The sequence below is a fragment of the Streptomyces sp. IBSBF 2435 genome (assembly GCF_036815005.1).
Taxonomy (GTDB): domain Bacteria; phylum Actinomycetota; class Actinomycetes; order Streptomycetales; family Streptomycetaceae; genus Actinacidiphila.
Genome location: NZ_JAJSYW010000089.1, coordinates 1 through 26624, shown reverse-complemented (window position 1 = coordinate 26624; position 26624 = coordinate 1). Strand labels below are relative to the sequence as shown.

At 73.6% G+C, this 26624-nt stretch carries 1 protein-coding gene and 1 pseudogene; both read left to right on the top strand.

The features are described from left to right. On the top strand, positions 1–9093 hold a 9093-nt coding region (locus tag V7E46_RS18625), incomplete at its 5' end, for an SDR family NAD(P)-dependent oxidoreductase (RefSeq protein ID WP_443054237.1). 114 nt (positions 9094–9207) lie between these two features. Next, positions 9208–26433, top strand: a pseudogene (locus tag V7E46_RS18620) (SDR family NAD(P)-dependent oxidoreductase); the annotation flags it as partial. Positions 26434–26624 lie beyond the last annotated feature (191 nt).

Genomic DNA, 26624 nt, shown 5'->3' with positions numbered 1-26624 from the left:
GTGCTGCGGGCGTTCGGGGTGACTCCGGACTATCTGCTGGGGCATTCGATCGGTGAGGTGACGGCGGCGTATGTGGCGGGGGTGTGGTCGCTGGGTGACGCGTGCCGGGTGGTGGCGGCGCGGGCGCGGTTGATGCAGGCGCTGCCCTCGGGTGGGGCGATGGCGGCGATCTCGTTGCCGGAGACCGAAGTGGTCGAGCTACTGCCGGAGAGTGTGTCGGTCGCGGCGGTCAACACGGCGGATTCGGTGGTGGTTTCGGGGCCGCGTGAAGCCGTGGACGGTGTTGTCGAGGTTGCGGCCGGGCGTGGTGTGAAGGTGTCGCGGTTGCGGGTGTCGCACGCGTTCCATTCGTCGCTGGTGGAGCCGATGCTGGCGGAGTTCGCGATGGTTCTGGAGACGGTGGAGTTCCGGCCGCCGCGGATCCCGATCGTGTCGAACCTGACCGGTGGGGTCGCGGCCGCACAGGAGCTGTGCTCCCCGCGGTACTGGACGGACCAGGTCCGCGGCACGGTGCGGTTCGCCGACGGCGTGCGCTGGCTCGCCGACCAGGGCGTGACCGCGCTGGTCGAGCTGGGCCCGGACGGAGCGCTCTGCGGATTGGCGCAGCACAGTTCGACCGTGGCCGCCGTGCCGCTGCTGCGCCGGCAGAAGCCCGGCGGGCAGTGCGACTCGGGCCTGGTGCTGTCGGCGATCGGGCAGTTGTCCGCCCACGGTGTGGCAGTGGACTGGACGACGGCGTTCGCCGGCCGTGGCGCGGTCCGGGTCCCGCTGCCGACGTACGCCTTTCAGCACCAGCGGTACTGGCCCGACAAGGCACCGGCCGCCCCGGAACCGTCCGCGGACAAGACGGACCGGCGGTTCTGGGCGTCGGTCGAACACCAGGACGTGCACGATCTGGCCACGACGCTGGGACTCGACGGCGCTGTCGTGGCGCCGGTCGTGCCCGCGCTGGCTTCATGGCGGGCCCGCCGCCACGAACAGTCCCTGGTGAACGGCTGGCGCTACCGCGAGGCATGGAAGCGGCTGGCCGTCGCGGGAGCGCCGAAAGCCGGACAGTGGCTGGTCGTGGTCCCGGAAGGCGCGCGCGACGACGACTGGGCGGCGGAGGTGGCGGACGCCCTGGGCGCGAGCACACTCGTGCTCGACCACAGCGGGCCCGAGCTGGCCGAGCAGCTGAAGCAAGCCTGTGAGTCCGGTGCCGAAGTGACCGGTGTGGTGTCGCTGGCCGCCGCCCTGGAGCCGGGCATCACCGCCGGACTGGCGGCGACGGCCTCGTTGCTGCGAGCCGTGCTGGACTGCGGTCTCGCCGCCCGGACCTGGGTGGTGACCCGCGGCGCGATGTCCGTGGGGGCCCACGACCCGGTGACCGCCCCGGCACAGGGCGGGGTGTGGGGCCTGGGCCGGGTCGCCGCACTCGAACTGCCCGCGCTGTGGGGCGGGCTGGCCGACCTGCCCGAGGTGCTCGACCCGCGCAGCGCGCGCTGGCTGGCCGCCGCGCTGCCCGGGGCGACCGGCGAGGACCAGATCGCGGTGCGCCCGTCAGGTGTGTTCGGCCGCCGACTCGTTCACGCACCCGTGACCGGATCCGGTGCGCCGTCGTGGACGACGTCCGGGACGGCGCTGGTCACCGGAGGCACCGGTGAGCTGGGTGCGTACGCGGCGCGGTGGCTGGTCGAGCGCGGCGCGGAGCACGTCGTGCTCGTGAGCCGCCGTGGTCTCGACGCCGAGGGCGCGGACGCGCTGCGGCTGGAACTGGAGGTCGCCGGCGCCCGCGTCACCGTGGCCGCTTGCGACGTGACGGACCGGCAGGCGCTGGCCGAGGTGGTGGCGGACATCCCGGAGGAGTGGCCACTGCGGACCGTCGTGCACGCGGCCGGTGTCATGAGCGAAGACCGTGCGCTCACCTCGGTGACCGCCGACGACCTCGACCAGCAGGTACGGGCCAAGGCCCACGGCGCGCACACCTTGGACGAACTCACCCGCGGGCTGGAGCTCGACGCGTTCGTGCTGTTCAGCTCCGGTGCGGGCGCCTGGGGCAGCGGCGGGCAGGCCGGATTCGCGGCGGCCAACGCGTACCTGGACTCGCTGGCCCGCCACCGCAGGGCGGCGGGACGCACCGCGACCGCGATCGGGTGGGGTTCATGGGACCAGGTCGGGGCGCTGAGCGATCCGGGCGCCGTGCAACGCGAGCAGCTTCGCCTGCTCGGAGTCGTGCCGATGCGGCCCGAGCTGGCGATCGCCGCGTTGCAGCGTGCAGTGCACGACGACGAGACCGCGATCGTCGTCGCGGATCTGGACTGGGCGCGGTTCGCGCCCGTGTTCACCGCGGCGCGGTCGAGCGCCCTGCTGTCCGGGCTCCCGGAGGCCGAAGCGGCACTGACCGCGACGCGGGACGACACCGCGATCCGCGGAGGACTGCGCGACCGGCTCGCCGGACTGCCCGAAGCGGACCGCCGCCAGGTGCTGCTCGGCCTCGTCCGTGACTCGTCCGCGGCCGTACTGGGCCACGGGTCGAGCGCGGAGATCGAGAGCGACCAGCCGTTCAGCGAGCTGGGCTTCGACTCGCTGACGGCGGTGGAGCTGCGCAACCGGTTGCAGGCGGCGACCGGGGTCGCGCTGCCTGCGAGCCTGGTGTTCGACTACCCCACGGCGAACCGCCTCATGGACCACCTCGCCGGCCGGTTCGGCATGACGGAACCGGCCGAGCCGTCGATCGGGCCGGCGTCGGTGCCGGTCGCCGACGATCCGGTCGTGCTGGTGGGCATGGGCTGCCGGTTCCCGGCCGGGGTGTCGAGCCCGGCGGCACTCTGGCGGCTGGTGGCCGACGGGGCGGACGGCATCACACTGTTCCCGGCCGACCGCGGCTGGGACCTGGACACGCTGGTGGGCACGAACGGACCGGGCTCCGGGACGTCGGCGACGGGTGAGGGCGGGTTCCTCGACGAGGTCGCCGACTTCGACGCGGCGTTCTTCCGGATCTCGCCGCGGGAGGCGCTGGCCACCGACCCGCAGCAGCGGCTGCTGCTCGAAGTGTCCTGGGAGGCGCTGGAAAACGCGGGGATCGACCCGAACTCGCTGGCGGGCAGCTCGACCGGCGTGTTCGCCGGCGCCTACCAGTCCGGGTACCTCGAACTGGTCTCCCGGGCCGACGAGCAACTGCGGGGCCACGCGCTCACCGGTGGCGCGGGCAGTGTGATCTCCGGCCGGGTGTCCTACGCGCTGGGCCTGGAGGGTCCTGCGGTGAGTGTGGACACGGCGTGTTCGTCGTCGCTGGTGGCGATGCACCTGGCGGCGCAGGCACTGCGCGCCGGCGAGTGCTCACTGGCGTTGGCCGGCGGGGTGACGGTCATGGCGGCGGCGGACACCTTCGTCGGGTTCAGCATCCAGGGCGGCCTTGCCGCGGACGGCCGGTGCAAGTCGTTCTCGGACGACGCCGACGGGACCGGCTGGTCCGAGGGCGTGGGCGTGGTGGTGCTGGAGCGGTTGTCGGACGCCCGGCGCAACGGCCATGAGGTGCTGGCGGTCTTCCGGTCGAGCGCGGTGAACCAGGACGGCGCGTCGAACGGCTTGACGGCGCCGAACGGTCCGTCCCAGCAACGCGTGATCCGGCAGGCCCTCGCCGCGGCGGGTCTGTCCACGTCGGACGTCGATGTGGTCGAGGCGCACGGCACCGGTACGAAACTGGGTGATCCGATCGAGGCGCAGGCGCTGCTGGCGACCTACGGTCAGGACCGGCCCGCGGACCAGCCGTTGTGGCTGGGCTCGCTGAAGTCGAACCTCGGGCACATGCAGGCCGCCGCGGGCGTCGGCGGTGTGATCAAGATGGTGCAGGCGCTGCGGCACGGGGTGCTGCCGAAGACGCTCCACCTGGCCGGGCCGACCAGCCAGGTGGACTGGTCCGAAGGCAACGTGCGGCTGCTCGCCGAGGCGATGCCGTGGCCGGAACACGATCGTCCGCGCCGGGCCGGGGTGTCGTCGTTCGGCGTGAGCGGCACCAACGCGCACGTGATCCTCGAAGCCCCGGCCGACTCGCCTGCGCCCCCGGCCGCCGCAGGTGCCGACGGGGTGCTGCCGTGGGTGCTCACGGGCAGGACCGAGGAAGCGGCGCGGGCGCAGGCGGCGCGACTGCTGGAGTTCGTCGAGGCGGATCCGGCGCCGCGTCCGTTGGACATCGGGCACTCGCTCGTCAGCTCGCGGGCCGCGTTCGACCACCGGGTCGTCGTGGTGGGCGGTGACCGGGACGAACTGGTCGCCGGGCTGCGCGCCGCCGCTGCGGGTGAGCCCGCGCCGGCCGTGGTGCGGGGGACCGCGCGGGCCGGGAACCGGGCCGTGTTCGTGTTTCCGGGTCAGGGCGCGCAGTGGGTCGGGATGGCGCAGGACCTGTACACGCGGTCCCCGGTGTTCGCCGAGTCGATGTGGGAGTGCGCGCGGGCCTTGGATCCGTTCGTGGACTGGTCGCTGGAGCGGGCGCTCGGTGACGAGGAGGCGTTGGGGCGGGTGGATGTGGTGCAGCCGGTGTTGTGGGCGGTGATGGTGTCGCTGGCTGCGGTGTGGCGGTCGTTCGGCGTCGAGCCCGCAGCGGTGGTGGGTCACTCCCAGGGCGAGATCGCCGCCGCGTGCGTGGCCGGTGGCCTGTCGCTGGAGGACGGGGCGCGGGTGGTGGCGTTGCGCAGCCGGGCGATCGCGGACACGCTCGCCGGGGACGGCGCGATGGTGGCCCTGCCGCTGTCCGCCGCCCGGGTCGAGGAGTTGCTCGCGCAGCGGCCGGGAATCTCGGTGGCGGCCGTCAACGGGCCCGCCTCCGTGGTCGTCGCCGGAGCCACGGAGGCTGCGGACCGGCTGCTGGCCGACTGCCGGGACCAGGAGATCCAGGCGCGCAGGATCGCCGTCGACTACGCCTCGCACTCGCCGTCGGTGGAGCGGATCGAGCAGCGGTTGCTGGCCGATCTGGCGCCGATCACGCCGGCATCCTCCGCGATCCCGGTCTACTCCTCGGTGACCGGTGAGGTGATGGACACCGCGCAGTGGGACGCCGGGTACTGGTACCGGAACCTGCGCAACACCGTGCGGTTCGAGGACGCGCTCTGCGCGGCGCTGGCGGCCGGACCCGGCGCGGTGGTCGAGGTGAGTCCGCATCCGGTGCTGGTGCCCGCGGTGCGGGACATCGTCGAGGAGCGCGCGGCGGCGGTGGCCGTGGTGGGCACGCTGCGCCGCGGCGAGGGGACTCCGCAGCGGATGGTGCTCGCGGTGGCCCAGGCGTACGCGCACGGTGTGGCGGTGGACTGGACTCCCGCCTTCGCCGGCCGGGGCGCGGCGCGGGTCGCGCTGCCGACATACGCGTTCCAGCACCAGCGGTACTGGCCGGAACTCGCGAGCGGCCCGGCCGACGTGTCGGCGGCGGGGCTGACCGCGGCGGCGCATCCGCTGCTGGGCGCGGTGGTGCCCTCGCCCGAATCGGACGCGGCGGTGTTCACCAGTCGCCTGTCGGTGCGGACGCATCCGTGGCTGGCCGATCATGCGGTGCGGGAGTCGGTGGTGTTCCCGGGAACCGGTTTCGTGGAGCTCGCCATCCTGGCCGGCGACAGCGTCGGGTGCGACCGCCTCGACGAACTGATCCTGGAGGCGCCGCTGGTGCTGCCCGCCCACGGCGCGGTCCAGATGCAAGTGGTGGTCGGCGACAGCGAGGACGAGGCGCTTCGGCGCAGTGTGGCCGTCTACGCGCGCCCCGACGGAGAGGACGCCTGGACCCGCCACGCCACCGGATTCGTGGGCGCCGTCCCGCCGGGAGGCGGCGGGCACGACCTGTTCGGCGTCCTGGCGCGGGCCTGGCCGCCGGCCGGCGTGACGCAAGTGGACACCGAGGGGTTCTACGAGCAGCTGCGCGAGGGCGGATTCCTTCGGTACGGCCCGGTGTTCCAGGGGCTGCGCAAGGTCTGGCGCAGCGATGACCAGATCTTCGCCGAGGTCGAACTGCCCGAGTCCGTACGCGAGTCGGCCGGGTCGTTCGGGATCCACCCGGCGCTCCTCGACGCCGCACAGCACGCGACGGCCTTCGCGGAGCTGGGCTCCGCCGGGACCGGCGGGCTGCCGTTCAGCTTCGGCGACGTCGTGCTCCGCGCCTCGGGTGCGGCGCAACTGCGGGTGGCGCTGACGCGGACGGGCCCGGACGAGGTCACGATCGCGGTCGCCGACAGCGCCGGAGCCCCGGTGCTCTCGGTCGGCTCGCTGGCGGTGCGGCCGGTTTCGGCAGGCGAGCTCGGCGCCGGCGCCGGCGATCGGACGCTGCTCAGGACGGAGTGGGCCGACGCCACCTTCTCGGCCGGGGCGTCGCCGGCGCGGTGGCTGGCCGTCGACCGGACCGGTGAGGACCACACCGGACTGGAAGCGGTCGCCGCGGTTCTCGACGACGGCCGGCCGGCGCCGGACGCGGTCGTGCTGGCCGTTTCCGGTGACGCGGACCAGGTGGTCGAGTCCACGCACGAGCTGACCGGTTGGGTGCTGCGCCAGCTGCAGTTCTGGCTCGGCCAGGACCGCTTCGGGCCGATCCCGCTGGTGGTGACGACGCGGGGCGCGATCGCCGCGCAGCCCGGCGAAACGGTGCCGGACCTGGCTGCCGCGGCGGCATGGGGACTGGTGCGCTCGGCGCAGACCGAGAACCCCGGCCGGATCGTCCTGCTCGACACCGGCCCGGGCGCCGCGCTCGACGCCGGCGTGCTGGGCCGGGTACTGGCGGCGGACGAGCCGCAACTGGCGCTGCGCGACGGACAGCTGCTCGCGGGCCGCCTCATCAGGGTCGGCCCGGCCGACGAGCTGGCGATGCCGCCTGACACCCCGTGGCGGCTCGATTCGACGGGCAAGGGTGTGCTGGAGAACCTGGCCCTGCTGCCGTGCCCCGAGACCGAGGACCCCCTGGCCCGCGGGCAGGTCCGCATCCGGGTGCATGCCGCGGGTCTGAACTTCCGAGACGTGCTCAACGCGCTGGACATGGTGCACGACGTGCGTGCGGAGGGCCCGTTGGGCGGCGAGGTCGCGGGCGTGGTCACGGAGGTCGGTCCCGGCGTGCCCGATCTGCGGCCCGGCGACCGGGTCATGGGCCTGGTCTCGGGGGCGTTCGGCCCGGTGGCCGTCACCGACCGGAGGTTCCTGACCGAGGTGCCGGCGGGCTGGTCCTTCGCGACCGCGGCGTCGGTGCCGATCGTGTTCCTGACCGCCTACTACGGCCTGGTGGACCTTGCCGGGCTGGGCTCCGGTGAGTCGGTCCTGGTGCACGCCGGCGCCGGCGGTGTCGGCCTGGCGGCGATCCAACTCGCGCGGCACCGGGGCGCGGAGGTCTACGCCACGGCGAGCGAGGGCAAGTGGAATGTCCTGCGCGAGTGGGGAGTCGCAGCGGAGCGGCTGGCCTCGTCACGCGACCTCGGCTTCCACGAGACCTTCAGGGACGCGGGTGTGGACGTGGTCCTGAACTCGCTCGCGGGGGAGTTCGTGGACGCGTCGCTCGACCTGCTGGCTCCGGGCGGGCGGTTCCTGGAGATGGGCAAGACCGACATCCGTCCTCCGGAGGACTTCCGCGACTGCCCCGTCGAATACCGGGCGTTCGACCTGATGGACGCGGGCGCCGACCGGATCCAGCAGATGCTGCGGGAACTGGTGACGCTGTTCGAGGCCGGGGCGTTGCGGCCGCTGCCGGTCACGGGCTGGGATGTGCGCCGGGCACCGGAGGCGTTCCGGTTCATGAGCCAGGCCAAGCACGTCGGCAAGCTCGTCCTGACCATCCCGCAGGACCTCGACAGCGCGGGCACCGTCCTGCTGACCGGCGGGACCGGTGGCCTGGGCGGCGTCCTTGCCCGGCACCTCGTCGCCGAGCGCGGCGTGCGGCATCTGCTGCTGGTCAGCCGCCGCGGCGCGGACGCCCCCGGGGCGGCGGACCTGGCCGGGGAGTTGACGGCGCAGGGCGCGCAGGTGACCGTCGCGGCGTGCGACGTGACCGATCGGCAGGCCCTGGCCGAGGTCCTCGCCTCGGTGTCGCCGGAGCATCCGCTCACCGCTGTGGTGCACACCGCCGGCGTCCTGGACGACGGGGTGCTCGGGTCGCAGTCGCAGGACCGGCTGGACCGGGTACTGGCACCGAAGGTGGACGCGGCCTGGCACCTGCACGAGCTGACCCGGGACCTGGATCTCTCGCTGTTCGCGGTGTTCTCCTCCATCGCCGGGCAGTTGGGCAACCCGGGACAGGCCAACTACGTCGCAGCCAACGTGTTCCTGGACGCCCTGATGCAGCGCCGCCGCCGCGAGGGCCTGCCAGGGCTCTCGATGGCCTGGGGCGCCTGGACCACCGAGATCGGCATGGTCGGTTCGCTGTCGAGGACCGACCTGCGCCGCATCGCGCGGTCGCCGATGCCGCCGTTGTCGGCTCCGCAGGGCATGGACCTGTTCGACCGGGCCGTCGCCACCGGTTTCCCGCTGCTCGTGCTGACCCGGCTGAACACGCGCGCTCTGCGTGCCCAGCACGACCTCGCGCCCCTGTGGCGGTCGCTGGCGGGCGGAGCGCTGCGGCGAGCTGCCGACAACACCCGGCACGGGCGGGACGAACTGCGGCAGCGGCTGGCGGCACTGTCCGGTGCGGACCGTGAGGAACTGCTGACCGAACTGGTCGGCGAAACCGCCGCAGCCGTGCTGGGCCACGGCTCGGGTGTGCGGATCGACGAGGACCAGCCCTTCAGCGAGCTGGGCTTCGACTCGCTGACAGCCGTCGAACTGCGCAACCTGCTGCAGGCCAAGACCGGCGCCGTGCTGCCCGCCAGCGTCGTTTTCGACTATCCGACCGTCGCGCGGCTGGCGCGCTACGTAGGCACGTTGTTCGGTGAGGTCGATGTTCCCGGACCGACGGAGGTGCCGGAAGCGTCGGAGGCGGCGGTGCGCGCGGCGCTCGGCTCGATCCCGCTGGCGAAGCTGCGGAAGGCCCGGCTGCTGGACGCGTTGCTCGAACTGGCCCGCGACGCCGACGAGCCCGCGGCCGACCGGCGGGAAGAGGAAGAACTCCTGCTCGCGGCGGATGTCGGCGATCTCGTCGACATCGCGCTGCGGGCCGAATGACCGGAGGTCACGATGACGGTGCCCGTGGACAAATTGACGGAGGCGCTTCGAGCTTCGCTGTTGGCCAACAGCCGGCTGCGCCAGGACAACCGGGCACTGGTGGACGCCGCGAACGAGCCGATCGCGCTGGTGGGAATGGCGTGCCGGTTCCCAGGCGGGGTGCGCGGGCCGGAGGATCTGTGGCGGCTGGTCGCCGGCGGCGTGGACGGCGTCGGCCCGTTCCCCGCCGATCGCGGCTGGGACCTGGACACCCTGCTGGGCCCGGACGGCCCCGGTTCGGGGACCTCGGCGACCGGCGAGGGCGGATTCCTCGACGAGCCGGGCGAGTTCGACGCGGCGTTCTTCCGGATCTCGCCCCGCGAGGCGGTGGCGACCGACCCGCAGCAGCGGCTGCTGCTGGAGGTGTCGTGGGAAGCCCTGGAGCAGGCGGGAATCGACCCGGCGTCGCTGGCCGGCAGCCCGACCGGCGTGTTCACCGGCGCCTACCAGTCCGGCTACGCCGAGCTGGTCGCCCGGGCCGGCGAGCAGTTGCGGGCCCACCAGATCACCGGCGGTGCGGGCAGCGTGATCTCGGGCCGGATCGCCTACACGCTCGGGCTGGAGGGCCCGGCGGTGAGTGTGGACACGGCGTGTTCGTCGTCGCTGGTGGCGATGCACCTGGCGGCGCAGGCGCTGCGGGCCGGGGAATGCACGCTGGCTCTCGCCGGCGGGGTCACGGTGATGGCGTCCCCCGGCATGTTCCTGGGCTTCACCGCGCAGGGCGGGCTCGCCGCGGACGGCCGCTGCAAGTCGTTCGCGGACGCGGCCGACGGGACCGGGTGGTCCGAGGGTGTGGGTGTGGTGGTGCTGGAGCGGTTGTCGGACGCCCGGCGCAGCGGCCATGAGGTGCTGGCCCTGCTGCGGTCGAGTGCGGTGAACCAGGACGGCGCTTCCAACGGTTTGACGGCGCCGAACGGTCCGTCGCAGCAGCGGGTGATCCGGCAGGCGCTGGCGGCGGCGGGTCTGTCCACGTCGGACGTGGACGTGGTCGAGGCGCATGGTACGGGTACGCGGCTGGGTGATCCGATCGAGGCGCAGGCGGTGCTGGCGACGTACGGTCAGGACCGGCCCGCGGATCGGCCGTTGTGGCTGGGGTCGTTGAAGTCGAACATCGGGCACGCCCAGGCCGCCGCCGGCATCGGTGGTGTGATCAAGACGGTGCTGGCGCTGCGGCACGGGGTGCTGCCCAAGACGCTGCACGTGGACGAGCCGACCACGCAGGTCGACTGGACGCAGGGCGGCGTACGGCTGCTGACCGAGTCGATCCCGTGGCCGGAGACCGGCCGCCCCCGCCGGGCCGGGGTGTCGTCGTTCGGCGTCAGCGGCACGAACGCCCACGTCATCCTCGAAGCCGCGGGCGAAGGCGCAAGTCCCGCCGGACCGCCATCCGGGCCGCCTGCGGTCGAGGGCGTACTGCCGTGGATTCTGTCGGGCAAGTCGGCCGACGCGGTGCGCGACCAGGCGGCCCGGTTGCTCGAACGGCTCGGGGCGCATCCGGTGCCGAGCCCGGCCGACGTGGGCTGGTCGTTGCTCACCTCGCGCGCGGCCTTCGACCACCGCGCCGTGGTGATGGGCGGCGACCGGACCGAGCTGATGGCGGGCCTGCGCGCCACGGCGGACGGCGAGCCCGCCGCAGGCGTGGTCCTGGGTACTGCCAGGAGCGGGACCAGACTCGGTGTGCTGTTCACGGGCCAGGGCGCTCAGCGGGTGGGAATGGCCCGCGGGTTGTACGACAGTTCGCCGGTGTTCGCGGGAGCGTTGGACGGGATTCTCGCGGAGCTGGATCCGTTGCTGGACCGGCCGCTGCGTGAGGTGATGTGGGGCCGGGACGCGGAGCTGATCCACGAGACGGGCTGGGCGCAGCCGGCGCTGTTCGCAATCGAGGCCGCCTTGTTCGAGGTGCTGCGCGCCTTCGGCGTGACCCCGGCCCATCTCCTGGGCCATTCGATCGGTGAGGTGACGGCCGCGTACGTGGCCGGGGTGTGGTCGCTCGGTGACGCGTGCCGGGTGGTGGCCGCGCGGGCGCGGTTGATGCAGGCGCTGCCGTCCGGCGGGGCGATGGCCGCCGTCGGACTGCCTGAGGCGGAGATCGCCGGGATGCTGCCCGAAACCGTGTCGATCGCCGCGGTCAACACGGCGGACTCGGTGGTGGTCTCCGGGCCGCGCGAAGCCGTGGACGGTGTCGTTGCGGTCGCGTCCGCTCGTGGTGCGAAGGTGACGCGGCTGCGGGTGTCGCACGCGTTCCACTCGTCCTTGATGGATCCGATGCTGGCGGACTTCCGGCAGGTGCTGGAATCGGTGCGGTTCGCGCCGCCGCGCATTCCCGTGGTGTCCAACCTGACCGGGCAGCGGGCATCCGACGAGCAGTTGTGTTCGCCGGAATACTGGGTGCGGCAGGTGCGGGCGGCGGTGCGGTTCGCCGACGGCGTGCGGTGGCTGGCCGGCCACGGCGTCGCGGCCATGGTCGAGCTGGGCCCGGACGGGGTCCTGTCGGGCCTGGCACGGCAGAGCTGCTCGTCCGTTGCCGTACCGATGCTGCGCCGGCCGGGAACCTCCGAACGCGGCGAGGCCGCGACGGTGGTGACGGCCCTCGCGCAGTTGCACGCCCAGGGCGTGCCTGTGGACTGGACCGCCCTGTTCGCCGGGCAGGCCGCTGTGCGGACTGCGCTGCCGACGTACGCGTTCCAGCACGAGCGCTACTGGCTCGACGGCTCGAACCGGGCTGCCGACGTGTCCTCGGCCGGGCTGACCGCCGCGGAGCACCCGCTGCTGGGTGCGATGCTGACGCTTGCGCAGACGGACGGGTTCGTGTTCACCAGCCGTTTGTCCGCGCGCACGCATCCCTGGCTGGCCGAGCACCCGGTGGGAGGCTCGGCGGTGCTGCCGGCCACCGCCTACGTCGAGCTGGCCGTACGCGCCGGTGACAGCGCCGGGTGCGACCGGCTGGACGAGCTGGTGGTGCAGACCCCGCTGGCGCTGCCCGCCCACGGCGCCGTCCAGCTGCAGGTGGTGGTCGGCGACCGCGTGGACGGGCACCGCGAGGTGACGGTGTACGCCCGGCCGGACGGTGAGGAGACCTGGACCCGGCACGCCACGGGGACGCTGAGCAGCGGATCGTCCGACGCGGACGGTGACGATCCCGTTGCCGCGTGGGGCCGCGAATGGCCGGTGCCCGGTGCGACGGCCGTGGACCTCGGCGACACCCCCGGGCGCGGCCCGCTCGCCCCCGGCGTGACAGGGGTCTGGAAGCGCGGTGAGCAGGTGTTCGCCGAAGTGGAGCTGCCGGAGTCCGAGCGCGATCTGGCGGCGTCCTTCGGTATCCACCCCGCGCTGCTTGACGCGGCTTTGCGGACGGCGGCCTTCGTGGAGCCGGCGTGGAGCGCGGCCGTCCCGGCCGCCTTCGGCGACGTGGTGTTGCGCGCGTCCGGCGCGGCGCGGCTCCGGGTGGCCCTGACCCGGACCGGCCCGGATGAGATCTCGGTCGCCGTGGCGGACGGTGCGGGACTGCCGGTGCTGTCGATCGGGTCGGTGATCGCGCGGCGGACGGACGGTGCGACCACCAGTACGGGTGACCGGTTGGTCCTCGCCATGGAGTGGGTCGGGATCGCTCCGGCCGCCGGCGCGGACCTGCGTGACTGGTTGCTGGCCGGCCCCGAAGACGCTCGCTTCGCGGACCTGACCGCGGCCGGAGAGGAGCGGCCGGTGCCGCAGGCGGTGGTGCTGGCCGTGTCCGGCGCCGCGGACGCGGTGGTGGAGTCGACGCACGAGCTGACCGGACGCGTCCTGCGGCACTTGCAGCGCTGGCTGGCCGACGGCCGGGTCTCGGCGGTCCCGCTGGTGCTGCTGACGTCGGGGGCCGTCGCCGCCGGGCCGGACGAACCGATCCGGGACCTGGCCGCGGCTGCGGTGTGGGGCCTGGTGAGGTCGGCCCAGACGGAGAACCCCGGCCGGTTCGTGCTGCTCGACTCGGACGCCGAGCCGGACACCGCGACCGTGAGCCGGCTCCTGGCCTCGGGCGAACCGCAGGTGGTGATCCGCGAGGGCCGGATGCACGCGGCCCGCCTCGTCCGCACCGAGCCCGGGGAGGACGCCTTCGCGCCGGCCGGGCCTGGCACCGTGGTGATCACCGGTGGAACCGGCGCCCTGGGCGGTGTCGTGGCCCGGCACCTCGTCGCCGAGCGCGGCGTGCGGCATCTGCTGCTGGTCAGCCGCCGCGGCGCGGACGCCCCCGGGGCGGCGGACCTGGCCGGGGAGTTGACGGCGCAGGGCGCGCAGGTGACCGTCGCGGCGTGCGACGTGACGGACCGGCAGGCCCTCGCGGAGGTACTGGGGGCGGTTCCGCCGGAGCGGCCCGTGACCGGTGTCGTCCACACGGCCGGTGTGGTCGACGACGGTGTACTCGGTTCCTTGTCGCAGGAGCAGGTGGACCGGGTGCTGGCGCCGAAGGCGGACGCGGCGTGGCACCTGCACGAGCTGACCGGGGACCTGGATCTCTCCCTGTTCGCGGTGTTCTCCTCCATCGGCGGCTCGCTCGGCAGCGGCGGGCAGGCGAACTACGCGGCGGCCAACGTGTTCCTGGACGCGCTGATGCAACAGCGCCGGCACGCCGGGCTGCCGGGGCTGTCGATGGCGTGGGGTCCGTGGACCACGGAGATCGGCATGACCGGCACGCTGTCCGACGGGGACCGCCGGCGCATCGCCCGCTCGGCGATCCCGCCGCTGACCCCCGCGCAGGGCATGGAGCTGTTCGAACGCGCACTGGCCACCGATCGGCCCGTGCTGGTGCTGACCCGGCTGAACCTGGCCGCGTTGCGCGCCCAGACGGAGGTCGCGCCCGTGTGGCGTTCGCTCGCCGGCGGCGGGCGCCGCCGGCGGGCGGACGACGCGACCGGCGGCCGGGACGGCCTGCGGCAGCGGCTCGCCGGACTGTCAGAAGCGGACGGACTGCGGCTGCTGATCGGTCTCGTCCGGGACAGCGCCGCAGCCGTGCTGGGCCACGCGCCGGGCGCCCGGATCGAGGCGGACCAGCCGTTCAGCGAGCTGGGCTTCGACTCGCTGACGGCGGTCGAGCTGCGGAATCTGGTGCAGGCCAGGACCGGGCTGGTGATGCCCGCGAGCCTGGTGTTCGACTACCCGACCGTCGGCCACGTGGCGCGTCACCTGGCGGCCGAGTTCGACGACGCGCGCCCGCAGGCGCCGTTCTCCGGGCCGGCGTTGGCACCGGTCGCCGACGATCCGGTCGCGCTGGTGGGGATGGCCTGCCGGTTCCCTGGCGGGGTGTCGGGTCCGGACGACCTGTGGCGCCTGGTCGCCGAGGGCGCCGACGGCATCACGCCGTTCCCGGCCGATCGCGGCTGGCACCTGGACGCGTTGCTGGGATTCGACGGCTCCGGATCATCCGCGACCGGGGAAGGCGGGTTCGTCGACGAGGCCGGCGGCTTCGACGCGGCGTTCTTCCGGATGTCGCCGCGTGAGGCCCTTGCCACCGACCCGCAGCAGCGGCTGCTGCTGGAGGTGTCGTGGGAGGCCCTGGAGCAGGCCGGGATCAGGCCCGGGACCCTGGCCGGCAGCTCGACCGGCGTGTACGTCGGCGCGTACCAGTCCGGGTACGCCGAGCTGGTCTCCCGCTCCGACAGCCAGCTGCTGGGCCACGCGCTCACCGGCGGCGCGGGCAGTGTGATCTCCGGCCGGATCGCCTACACACTGGGCTTGGAAGGCCCTGCGGTGAGCGTGGACACGGCCTGTTCGTCGTCGCTGGTGGCCATGCACCTGGCGGCTCAGGCCTTGCGGGCGGGGGAGTGCTCGCTCGCGCTCGCCGGCGGAGTCACGCTCATGGCCACACCGGACACGTTCGTCGGCTTCAGCGTGCAGGGCGGCCTGGCGGCCGACGGGCGGTGCAAGTCGTTCGCGGACGCGGCCGACGGCACCGGCTGGGCCGAGGGCGTCGGCGTGGTGGTGCTGGAGCGGCTCTCCGACGCCCGGCGGAACGGCCACGAAGTCCTGGCCGTGCTGCGCGCGAGCGCGGTGAACCAGGATGGTGCGTCGAACGGTTTGACGGCGCCGAACGGTCCGTCGCAGCAGCGGGTGATCCGGCAGGCGCTGGCCGCGGCCGGACTGTCCACGTCGGACATCGATGCCGTGGAAGCCCACGGTACGGGTACGAAGCTCGGTGATCCGATCGAGGCGCAGGCGCTGCTGGCGACCTACGGCCAGGACCGGACCGCGGATCGGCCGTTGTGGCTGGGTTCGCTGAAGTCGAACATCGGCCACACGCAGGCGGCGGCCGGTGTCGGTGGTGTGATCAAGATGGTCATGGCGCTGCGGCACGGTGTGCTGCCGAAGACGCTGCACGTGGACGCGCCGTCGACGCAGGTGGATTGGGAGCAGGGCGACGTCCGGCTGCTGACGGAGCCGGTGCCGTGGCCGGAGACAGACCACCCTCGGCGGGCCGGGGTGTCCTCGTTCGGCGTCAGCGGCACCAATGCGCACGTCATCCTCGAAGCGGCAGCCGACGTCACCGCCTCACCCGGCCTCGACCCCGGCGGTGTCGTGCCGTGGGTGCTGTCCGGCAGGACGGAAGAGGCGCTGCGGGCGCAGGCGGCACGCTTGCTGGCGCACCTGGACTCCGACGCGCCGTGGCGTCCGGTGGATGTGGGCTGGTCGCTGATCGACTCGCGGACGGTGTTCGAGCACCGGGCTGTTGCCGTGGGCACCGATCAGGACGAGCTGCTGGCCGCGGTGCGCGCCGTCGCCGCCGGTGAACCCGCCGCGGGTCTCGCCGAAGGCGTCGCCCGCGCCGGTGACGCAGTGGTGTTCGTGTTCCCGGGCCAGGGTGCGCAGTGGGTGGGGATGGGCCGGGAGTTGCTGGTTTCGTCGCCGGTGTTCGCCGGGTCGATGGGGGAGTGTGCGGAGGCGTTGGCGCCGTTCGTGGACTGGTCGCTGGAGCAGGTGCTCGGTGACGAGGAGGCGTTGGGGCGAGTCGACGTCGTGCAGCCGGTGTTGTGGGCGGTGATGGTGTCGCTGGCCGCGGTGTGGCGGTCGTTCGGCGTCGAGCCCGCAGCGGTGGTGGGGCACTCCCAGGGCGAGATCGCCGCCGCGTGTGTGGCCGGCGCCCTGTCCTTGTCCGACGGTGCCCGCGTGGTCGTTCTCCGCAGCCGCGCGATCGCCGACACCCTGGCCGGTGGCGGGGGCATGGTGGCCTTGCCGATGGCGGTCGCCGAGGTCGAGGAACTGATCTCGCAGCGGCCGGCGGTCTCGGTGGCCGCGATCAACGGCCCGGCCTCCGTGGTGGTCGCCGGGGAGCCGGACGCCCTCGACCGGTTGCTGGCCGACTGCGAAGGCGACGGGATCCAGGCGCGCCGGATCGCGGTGGACTACGCCTCGCACTCGCCGTCGGTGCGGCGGATCGAGGACCGGCTGCTGACGGACCTGGCGCCGGTCGGCCCCCGCTCGTCGACGGTTCCGGTCTACTCGTCGGTGACCGGACAGCTCGCGGACACCGCGTCGTGGGACGCCCGGTACTGGTACGACAACCTGCGCAGCCCGGTCCTGTTCGAAACGGCGCTCACGGCCGCTCTCGACGCCGGCCCCGATGTGGTGATCGAGGTCGGTCCGCATCCGGTGCTGGTCCCCGCAGTGCAGGACATCGCGCGGCAGCGAGAAAAACCCGTGGCGGCGGTGGGAACACTGCGCCGCGACGAGGGAACCCTGCGGCGAGTGGCCTTGTCGGTGGCCCACGCGTGCGCCCTGGGCGTCGAGGTGGACTGGGCGCGGATGTTCGCCGACCGCGGCGCGCGGCGGGTGCCGCTGCCGACGTACGCCTTCCAGCGCCGGGATTTCTGGCCGGACACCACCGGTGTCCGGGCCGATGTGTCCGCGGCCGGGCTGACAGCCGCGGACCACCCGCTGCTGGGGGCGATGCTGCCGTTGCCGCAGACCGACGGGATGGTGTTCACCAGCAGGCTTTCCCTGCGGACGCATCCTTGGCTGGCGGACCACGCGGTGCGGGACGCGGTGGTCTTCCCCGGCACCGGGTACGTGGAACTGGCGATCCGGGCAGGCGACAGCGTCGGATGCGACCGCCTCGACGAACTCGTGCTGGAGGCGCCGCTCGTCCTGCCCGCGCACGCCGGCGTTCAGCTGCAGGTGGTCGTGGGGGACCTCGATGCGCCCGCCGCGGCCGAAGCGCGCAGCGTCGCGGTGTATGCCCGAGTGGACGGCGAAGAGCTCTGGACCCGCCATGCCACGGGCGTGGTGAGCGCGGGCGCGGGCGCGGGCGCGGCAGCCGACACCGAGCTGTTCGACCCGGTGAGCCGCGACTGGCCCGGGCCGGACGCGACGGCGCTTGACACCGACCACTTCTACGACCGGCTCGCCGACGAGGGTTTCCTCCGGTACGGCCCGGTGTTCCGGGGACTCACCCGGGCCTGGCAGCGTGGGGACCGGGTGCTGGCCGAGGTCGAACTGCCCGAGTCCGGGCGTGGCCTGGCCGAGTCGTTCGGGATCCATCCGGCGCTGCTGGACGCAGCGTTGCACGCCTCGGTCTTCGCGGGGCTGGAAGCGCGAGGAGCGCTGCCGTTCAGCTTCACCGGCGTGGCATTGCGCGCCTCGGGTGCGTCCCGGCTCCGGGTGGCGCTGACCCGGACCGGACCCGACGAGGTCGGCGTCGTGGTCGCCGACAGCGGCGGCTCGCCGGTGCTGTCGATCGGCTCGCTGGCTGTGCGGGCCGTGTCGGACGGCAGCCTCGCCGCCGGCCAGGGCGACGGCGCCGCGCTGAGGGTCGGCTGGATCGCCGCCGACGGTCCGGCGGCGCCGGTGGCGGACTGGCTCCTGGCCGATCGCGCGAGTCCGGCCGGAGCCGCGTACACCGACCTCGTCGAGATCGGTGCCGTACTTGCGGACCGGGCTCGCCCGCAGGCGGTGGTCCTGGCTGCGGCCGGCGGCCGGCACGCCGTGGTGGACTCCGCTCACGAACTGACCGCGTGGGTGCTGGGGCAGTTGCAGCACTGGCTGGCCGAGGACCGCTTCGCCTCGATCCCGCTGGTGGTGGCGACGCGGGGCGCGGTCTCGGTCGACGCGGGCGAGCCGGTACGGGACCTGGCCGCGGCTGCGGTGTGGGGGCTGGTGCGCTCGGCGCAGACCGAGAACCCCGGCCGGATCGTCCTGCTCGACACCGACACCGACACCGACACCGACACCGGCACCGACACCGGCACCGGGCTGGACGACGATGTCCTCGGCCGGGTGCTGAGCACCGGCGAGCCGCAACTCGCGCTGCGCGGCTCGCAGTTGCACGCCGCCCGCCTGACGAGGGTCCGGCCGGCGGACGACCTGGTCGCACCGCGGACGGGACCGTGGCGGCTGGAGTCCGTGGAGAAGGGCACGCTGGAGAATCTCGCGCTGGTGCCGTGCCCCGAGATGGCAACTGCCTTGCGGCCCGGGCAGGTCAGGGTCGAGGTGCGCGTGGCCGGCCTGAACTTCCGTGACGTGCTCAACGCCCTCGGCATGTATCGCGGTCAGGCCGGCCCGTTGGGCAGTGAGGTCGCAGGGGTGGTCACCGAGGTCGGCCCGGAGGTGACCGGGCTGGCGATCGGTGACCGGGTGATGGGCCTGGCCTTCGGCGGCTTCGGCCCGGTGGCCGTGACCGACCGGCGGTTGCTGACGGTGATCCCGGCCGGCTGGTCGTTCGCCGTCGCCGCGTCGGTGCCGATCGTGTTCCTGACGGCGTACTACGGCTTGGTGGACCTCGCGGATCTGCGGGCGGGTGAGTCGCTGCTCGTGCACGCCGGCGCCGGCGGCGTGGGGCTGGCGGCCATCCAGCTCGGCCGGCACCTCGGCGCGGAGATCTACGCCACCGCGAGCGAGGGCAAATGGGGCGTACTGCGCCGATGGGGCGTCGACGAAGGCCGGATGGCCTCGTCGCGGACCCTGGACTTCAGGGAGCGCTTCCGCGCTGCCACGGACCGGCGCGGTGTCGACGTGGTGCTCAACTCGCTGGCCGGCGAGTTCGTGGACGCCTCGCTGGACCTGCTCGCGCCGGCCGGCCGCTTCATCGAGATGGGCAAGTCCGACATCCGCTCGCCCGAGGACCTGCGGGACCGTCGCGCCGACGTGGCCTACCAGGCGTTCGAACTGACCGACGCCGGGTTCGACCGCATCCAGCAGATGCTGCGGGAACTCGTGAGCCTGTTCGAAGCCGGTGTGCTGCGGCCGTTGCCGGTGCACGGCTGGGACGTGCGCCAGGCCCAGGACGCCTTCCGGTTCATGAGCCAGGCCAAGCACGTCGGCAAGCTGGTGCTCACCGTCCCACGGGCGCCGGACCCTTCGGGCACGGTCGTGATCACCGGCGCCGGCGGCCTGGGCGGCGCCCTGGCCCGCCACCTGGCCGGTGAGCACGGCGTCCGGCACCTGCTGCTCGTCAGCCGACGGGGACCGGCCGCGCCGGATGCTCAGGAGTTGGCCGCCGAGCTGGCGGCGCAGGGCGCGGCGGTGACGTTCGCGGCCTGCGACCTGACGGATCGGCAGGCCCTGGCCGCGGTGCTGGCCGGGGTTCCGGCGGAGCGCCCGGTGACCGGGGTGGTGCACACCGCCGGGATCCTTGAGGACGGCGTACTCGGCTCGCTCTCGCCGGATCAGCTCGACCGCGTGCTGGCGCCGAAGGTCGACGCGGCATGGCACCTCCACGAGCTGACGCGGGATCTGGACCTGTCGTTCTTCGTGGTGTTCTCCTCTCTCGCAGGGCTGCTCGGCAGCGGCGGCCAGGCCAACTACGCCGCGGGCAACGCGTTCCTCGACTCGCTGGTGCGGCGCCGCCGTGAGCAGGGGCTGCCGGGCTCGTCGATGGCCTGGGGCGCCTGGACGACCGAGGTCGGGCTGGTGGGCACCTTGTCCCCGGCGGACCTTCGCCGCATCGAACGGTCGGCACTGCCGCCGTTCTCGGTGGCGCAGGGCATGGACATGTTCGACCAAGCGTTGCGCTCCCCCCAGCCGGTGCTCGGACTGGCCCGGCTGAACGTACGGGCGTTGCGGGCTCAGCAGGACGTGCCGGCCCTGTGGCGGTCGCTCGCCGGCGCCGCGCCGCGCCGCACCGCCGACAACACCCGCGACGGTCGGGGCGGGCCGTGGCAGCGGTTGGCGGAACTGTCCGTCGCGGAGCGCGAGCAGGCGCTGGCGGAGCTGGTCAGGGAGTCCGCCGCGGCGGTGCTGGGCCACGGCTCGGGGGCGCAGATCGACGCGGACCGACCGTTCCGGGAGCTGGGCTTCGACTCGCTGACGTCGGTGGAGCTGCGGAACCTGCTGCAGGCCAAGGCGGGTGCGGTGCTGGCCGCGAGCGTGGTGTTCGACTATCCGACGGTCACGCGGCTGGCGAGGCATCTGGCTGCCGGGTACGGCGCCGGGCAGCCGGTGGAGCCGACCGCGGCGCCCGCGGTGGTGCCGGTTTCCGACGACCCGATCGTGCTGGTCGGCATGGCGTGCCGGTTCCCGGGCGGCGTCGCGGGTCCTGACGACCTGTGGCGGCTGGTCGCCGACGGAGCCGACGGCGTCACCCCGTTCCCTGCCGACCGCGGCTGGAACCTGGACGCCCTGATCGGGCGTGAGGGACCCGGTTCCGGAACCTCGGCGACAGACGAGGGCGGGTTCCTCGCCGGCGCCGACGCGTTCGACGCGGCGTTCTTCCGGATCTCGCCGCGCGAGGCGCTCGCCATGGACCCGCAGCAGCGGCTGCTGCTGGAGGTGTCGTGGGAAGCCCTGGAGCAGGCGGGAATCGATCCGGGTTCGCTGGCGGGCAGCCCGACCGGCGTGTTCGCCGGCGCGTACGGTTCCGGTTACGGCGAACTGGTCGCCCGCGGCAGCGACCAACTCCTGGGCCACCAGATGACGGGCGGCGCGACCAGCGTGATATCCGGCCGGGTGGCGTACACGCTCGGGCTGGAGGGTCCTGCGGTGAGTGTGGACACGGCGTGTTCGTCGTCGCTGGTGTCGATGCATCTGGCGGCGCAGGCGTTGCGGTCGGGTGAGTGCTCGCTGGCGCTGGCCGGCGGGGTGACCGTGATGGCCTCGCCGGACACGTTCGTCGGCTTCACCGTGCAGGGCGGAATGGCCGCGGACGGCCGCTGCAAGTCCTTCTCCGACGCCGCCGACGGCGCCGGCTGGGCCGAGGGTGTGGGTGTCGTCGTGATGGAGCGGCTGTCGGACGCCCGGCGCAACGGTCATGAGGTGCTGGCGGTCTTCCGGTCGAGTGCGGTGAACCAGGATGGTGCGTCGAACGGGTTGACGGCGCCGAACGGTCCGTCGCAGCAGCGGGTGATCCGGCAGGCGCTGGCGGCGGCGGGTCTGTCGGCGTCGGACGTGGACGTGGTGGAAGCGCATGGTACGGGTACGCGGCTGGGTGATCCGATCGAGGCGCAGGCGGTGCTGGCGACGTACGGTCAGGACCGGCCCGCGGATCGGCCGTTGTGGCTGGGGTCGTTGAAGTCGAACATCGGGCATGCCCAGGCGGCGGCGGGTGTCGGTGGTGTGATCAAGATGGTGATGGCGCTGCGGCACGGTGTGCTGCCGAAGACGCTGCACGTGGACCGGCCCTCCACCCAGGTCGACTGGACCCGGGGCGACGTGCGGCTGCTGACCGAAGCGGTGCCGTGGCCCGAAACCGGCCGCCCGCGGCGGGCCGGGGTGTCCTCGTTCGGGATCAGCGGCACCAACGCGCACGTGATCCTGGAGGCCCCCGCGGACGCCGACGTCGTCCCCCCCGCCGACACCGGTGCTGTGGTGCCGTGGGTGCTGTCCGGCAAGTCGGCTGAGGCGGTACGGGCTCAGGCCTCCAGGCTGCTGGGGTTCGTGGCGGCGGACCCGACCTTGCGTCCGGTGGATGTGGGGTGGTCGCTGGCCGGTTCGCGGGCGGTGTTCGACCACCGCGCCGTGGTCGTGGGCGGCGAGCGGGCCGAGCTGCTTGCGGGCCTGCATGCGGTCGCGGCCGGTGAACCCGTGCCCGATACGGTCCGACCGGGCACCCGGCTGGGCGTGTTGTTCACGGGGCAGGGTGCGCAGCGGGTGGGGATGGCGCGTGGGCTTTATGCGGAGTCGCCGGTGTTCGCGGGGGCGTTGGACGGGGTTCTTGCGGAGTTGGATCCGTTGCTGGACCGGCCGTTGTGTGAGGTGATGTGGGGCCGGGATGCGGAGTTGGTCAATGAGACGGGGTGGGCGCAGCCGGCGTTGTTCGCGGTCGAGGCGGCGTTGTTCGAGGTGCTGCGGGCGTTCGGGGTGACTCCGGACTATCTGCTGGGGCATTCGATCGGTGAGGTGACGGCGGCGTACGTGGCCGGGGTCTGGTCGCTGGGTGACGCCTGCCGGGTGGTGGCGGCCCGGGCGCGGTTGATGCAGGCGCTGCCGTCCGGCGGCGCGATGGCCGCACTGGAGATGTCCGAGGCCGAGATCGCGGACCTGCTGCCGGACGGCGTGTCGGTGGCCGCGCTGAACACCGACGATTCGGTGGTGGTCTCGGGTTCCCGGGCCGGGGTGGACCAGGTGGTGGCGGCTGTGGGCGAGCGTGGCCGCCGGGTGTCGCGGTTGCGGGTGTCGCACGCGTTCCATTCGGCGTTGCTGGACCCGATGCTGGACGAGTTCACGCGGGTGCTGGAATCGGTGCGTTTCACGGAGCCGCGGATTGCGGTGGTGTCCGATGTGACCGGTCGTGCGGCGACGGCCGAGCAGTTGTGCTCGCCGGAGTACTGGGCCCGCCAAGTCCGTGAGCCGGTGCGGTTCGCCGACGGTGTGCGGTGGCTGGCCGAACAGGGTGTGACGGCGATGGTCGAGCTGGGCCCTGACGGCGTGCTGTCCGCGCTGGCGCAGCGCAGCTGCGCTCCGGGGACGGTGGTGACGCCGGTCTTGCGGCGTGAGCACGGCGACACGTCGACGCTGTTGTCGGCGATCGGCCGGCTGTACACGCGAGGCGTGGCCGTGGACTGGACCGCGGCGTTCGCAGGTCGAGGAGGCACCCGGATCAGCCTGCCGACCTACGCCTTCCAACGGCAGCGCTTCTGGCCCGACGCGGTCGGCGGCCGGACCGGGGTCTCCGCCGGATTGCGGTCCGCGGACCACCCGTTGCTCGGGGCGGTGCTGTCGTTGCCGCAGTTCGACGGCGTGGTCTTCACCAGCCGCCTGTCCCTGCGGACCCATCCGTGGCTCGCCGACCACGCGGTGCTCGACGAGGTGGTGCTGCCCGGTGCGGCGTACGTCGAGCTGGCGATCCGGGCCGGCGACAGCGTCGGCTGCGGTCGGCTGGACGGGCTGGCGCTGGAAGCGCCGCTGGTACTGCCCGCTCGGGGTGGCATGGAACTCCAGGTCGTGGTCGGCGGCGCCGACGCCTCCGCATCCGAAGGGCGCCGGAGCGTCACGATCCACGCCCGCCCGGACGGTGCGGAGACGTGGACCCGGCACGCCACCGGAGTGGTGAGCGCAGCTTCGCTGCCGGCCCGGGAGTACGGGGCTTTCCAAGCCGTCGGCGGGACCTGGCCGGTGCCCGGTGCGACGCCGCTCGACGTCGAGCGGGTCTACGACCGGCTCGCCGGCCTCGGGCTCGAACACGGGCCGGTGTTCCGGGGCCTGGCCAAAGCCTGGGAGAGCGGGGACCGGATCTTCGCCGAGGTGGATCTGCCCGAGCCCGCCCGCGCGACGGCGGGTTCGTTCGGGATCCATCCGGCTCTGCTGGACGCCGCTTCACATCCGTTCGCGGGCGCCGTCGCGGGTGCGGGTGCGGACTCGGCCGGTTCCGGCCGGTTGCCGTTCCGGTTCACCGACGTGGTGTTGCGCGCCTCGGGTGCGGCCCGGCTTCGGGTGGCGCTGACGCGTCTCGGGCCGGACGAGGTGGCGATGGCCGCCGCGGACGACACCGGCATGCCGGTGTTGTCGATCGGCTCGCTGGACGTGCGGGCCCCGGTCTCCGGCAGCCGCACCGCCGGCGATCAGGTGCTGCTGCGGATGGAGTGGCTCGAGACCACCGGCGCCGCGGCTCCGGTGAGCGAGTGGCTGACGGTCGAAGCCGCTTTCGGACAAGGGACGCCGCCGCAGGCTGTCGTGCTCAGCGCGTCCGGTGACCCGGACGCCGTCGTGGTGTCCCCCCACGACATGACCGGCCGGGTCAGGGACCGGCTGCGGCGCTGGCTGGACGAGGACCGGTTCGCCGCCGTCCCGCTGGTCGTGGTCACGCGGGGCGCCGTCGCGATCGAGCCCGGTGGGCCGGTGACCGACGTGGCCGCATCCGCCGTGTGGGGTCTGGTGCGTTCGGTGCAGGCCGAGAACCCGGGCCGGCTCATCCTGCTCGACACGGATGCCGACCCTGACGCCGAAACGCTGGGGCGGGTCGTGGCCGCCGATGAGCCGCAGCTGGCCCTGCGCCGGGGCCGACTCCACGCCGCCCGGCTCACCCGGACCGGCGACACCGACGGACCGGTCACGCCACTGGTGCCCGGCACGGTCGTGATCACCGGCGGTGAGCGGGCCCACGCGGTCGCACGGCATCTGGTCGCCGAGCACGGTGTCCGGCGTCTGCTGCTGCTCGGCCGACGCGGTCCGGACGAGCTGGAAACGGCGGAGCTGGTGGCGCAATTGGCTCAGCGGGGCGCCGAAGTCACGGTCACCGCGTGCGACGTGACCGATCGGCGGGCCTTGGCCGAGGCGTTGGCCTCGGGTCCTGCGGACCAGCCGCTCATCGGCGTCGTGCACACCGCCGAGGCCTGCTCGTTGCCCGAGGAGGGCTCGGACCGGGTACCGGGGCCGACGGCCGACGCGGCGTGGCATCTGCACGAACTGACCCGGGACCGGGAGCTGGCGCTGTTCGTGGTGTTCTCGTCGTTGGCCGGCCTTGAGGGCAGCGGCGGTCGGTGCGGCGACGCCGCGTTCCTGGCCGCGCTGGCGCGGCACCGCCGCGATCAGGGCCTGCCGGGCCTGTCGATCGCCTGGGAGGACCGGGTGGGCGAGCCGGCGTTGTCCGCGGCGCAGGAGATGGCGCTCTTCGACCGGGCGCTGGGCACCGGCGACGCGGTCGTGGCAGCGACCCGGCTGGATGTGCGGGCGCTGCGGGCCCGGCCGGAGATCCCGGCGGTGTGGCGGTCCCTGGCCGGTGGTCCACGCCGGCGGGCGGCCGACAACAGCCGGCCCGATCGCGAGGGGCTCAGGCAGCGGCTCGCCGGGCTGTCCGAAATGGATCGCGAGGAGGTGCTGATCGACGTGGTCCGCGAAGCGGTGGCGGCGGTGCTGGGCCACACCCCGGGCGCGCCGATCGAACCGGACCGGCCCCTCGGCGAACTGGGCTTCGACTCGTTGACTGCGGTCGAACTGCGCAACTCGCTGCAGGCCAAAACCGGCGTCGAGCTGGCCGCGACCCTGGTGTTCGACCACCCGGACCTGCGGAGCCTCGCCACGGAACTGGGCACGGCGTTGTCCGAACCGCCGCGGGCCGGCGACAGGGGCGGTCCGCTTCCGGAACACCACGACCTGTTCGGTGAGCTCTACCTCGCGGCGATCGAGAACGGCCGGCCGGAACTCGGCGAGGAACTCATGGTCAAGGCCGCGCGGTTGCGCGAGAAATTCGACGACCCGGCACAGGTGAAGGCGAAGCCGGCCGTGGTCCGCATCTCCCCGGCGGGAGAGGGACCGCACCTGATCTGCGTGTGCCCGACGATCATGACCACTGGGCCACAGGTCTACCTCCGGTTCGCGGCCGAGCTCACGGGCCGGGGAAGCCAGGTGTCGGCTCTGGTGCCTCCAGGGTTCGCCGCCGGCGAGCTCCTGCCCGCGACCCGGGCCGCGTTGGTGACCGGTCTGGCCGACACGGTCGAGGAATTCGTGGGAGGGACGCAGTTCTCCCTGGCCGGGCACTCTTCCGGCGGGGTGGTGGCGTACGAGCTCGCCCAGGAGCTGCACGCTCGCGGCCTGGTTCCCGCCGGCCTGGTGCTGCTCGACACCTACACCTTGAACCTCAAGGGTGAGCGGGGCGTGTTCGACGACGAGGACCTGCAGCGCGCGTTGAGCACCAGGCTGGTCGGGTACGTGCGCCGGATGGGCTTCGACACGCTGTCCGAACGGATCACCGCGCAGCTGTGGAACCTCGATCTGCTCAGGGGCTGGCGGCCTGAGGGGATTTCGGTGCCGTCGCTGTACATCCGCTCGACGCAGGCCCTCGCGCACGGGGGAGGGGGCGAATGGCGTGATGAGGTGGCCGCCGCGGCGGCCACGGTCGTCGAAGTGCCGGGCGACCACTTCACCATGCTGGAAGCCGAGCATGTGGGCGCGACGGCCAGGGCCGTCGCGGAATGGCTGGAGAACGTGCGGTGAGAGCGGCGGCGGCGCGGGTGTCCGCCCACGCGAACCGCGATCGGTCGACTCCCGGTGTGCTGTCGGCGGTGCTGCCCCGGACCGGGGGGTGGGCGCCTACGCGGCCGACCGGGGGGGGGGGGGGGGGGGGGGGGGGGGGGGGGGGGGGGGGGGGGGGGGGG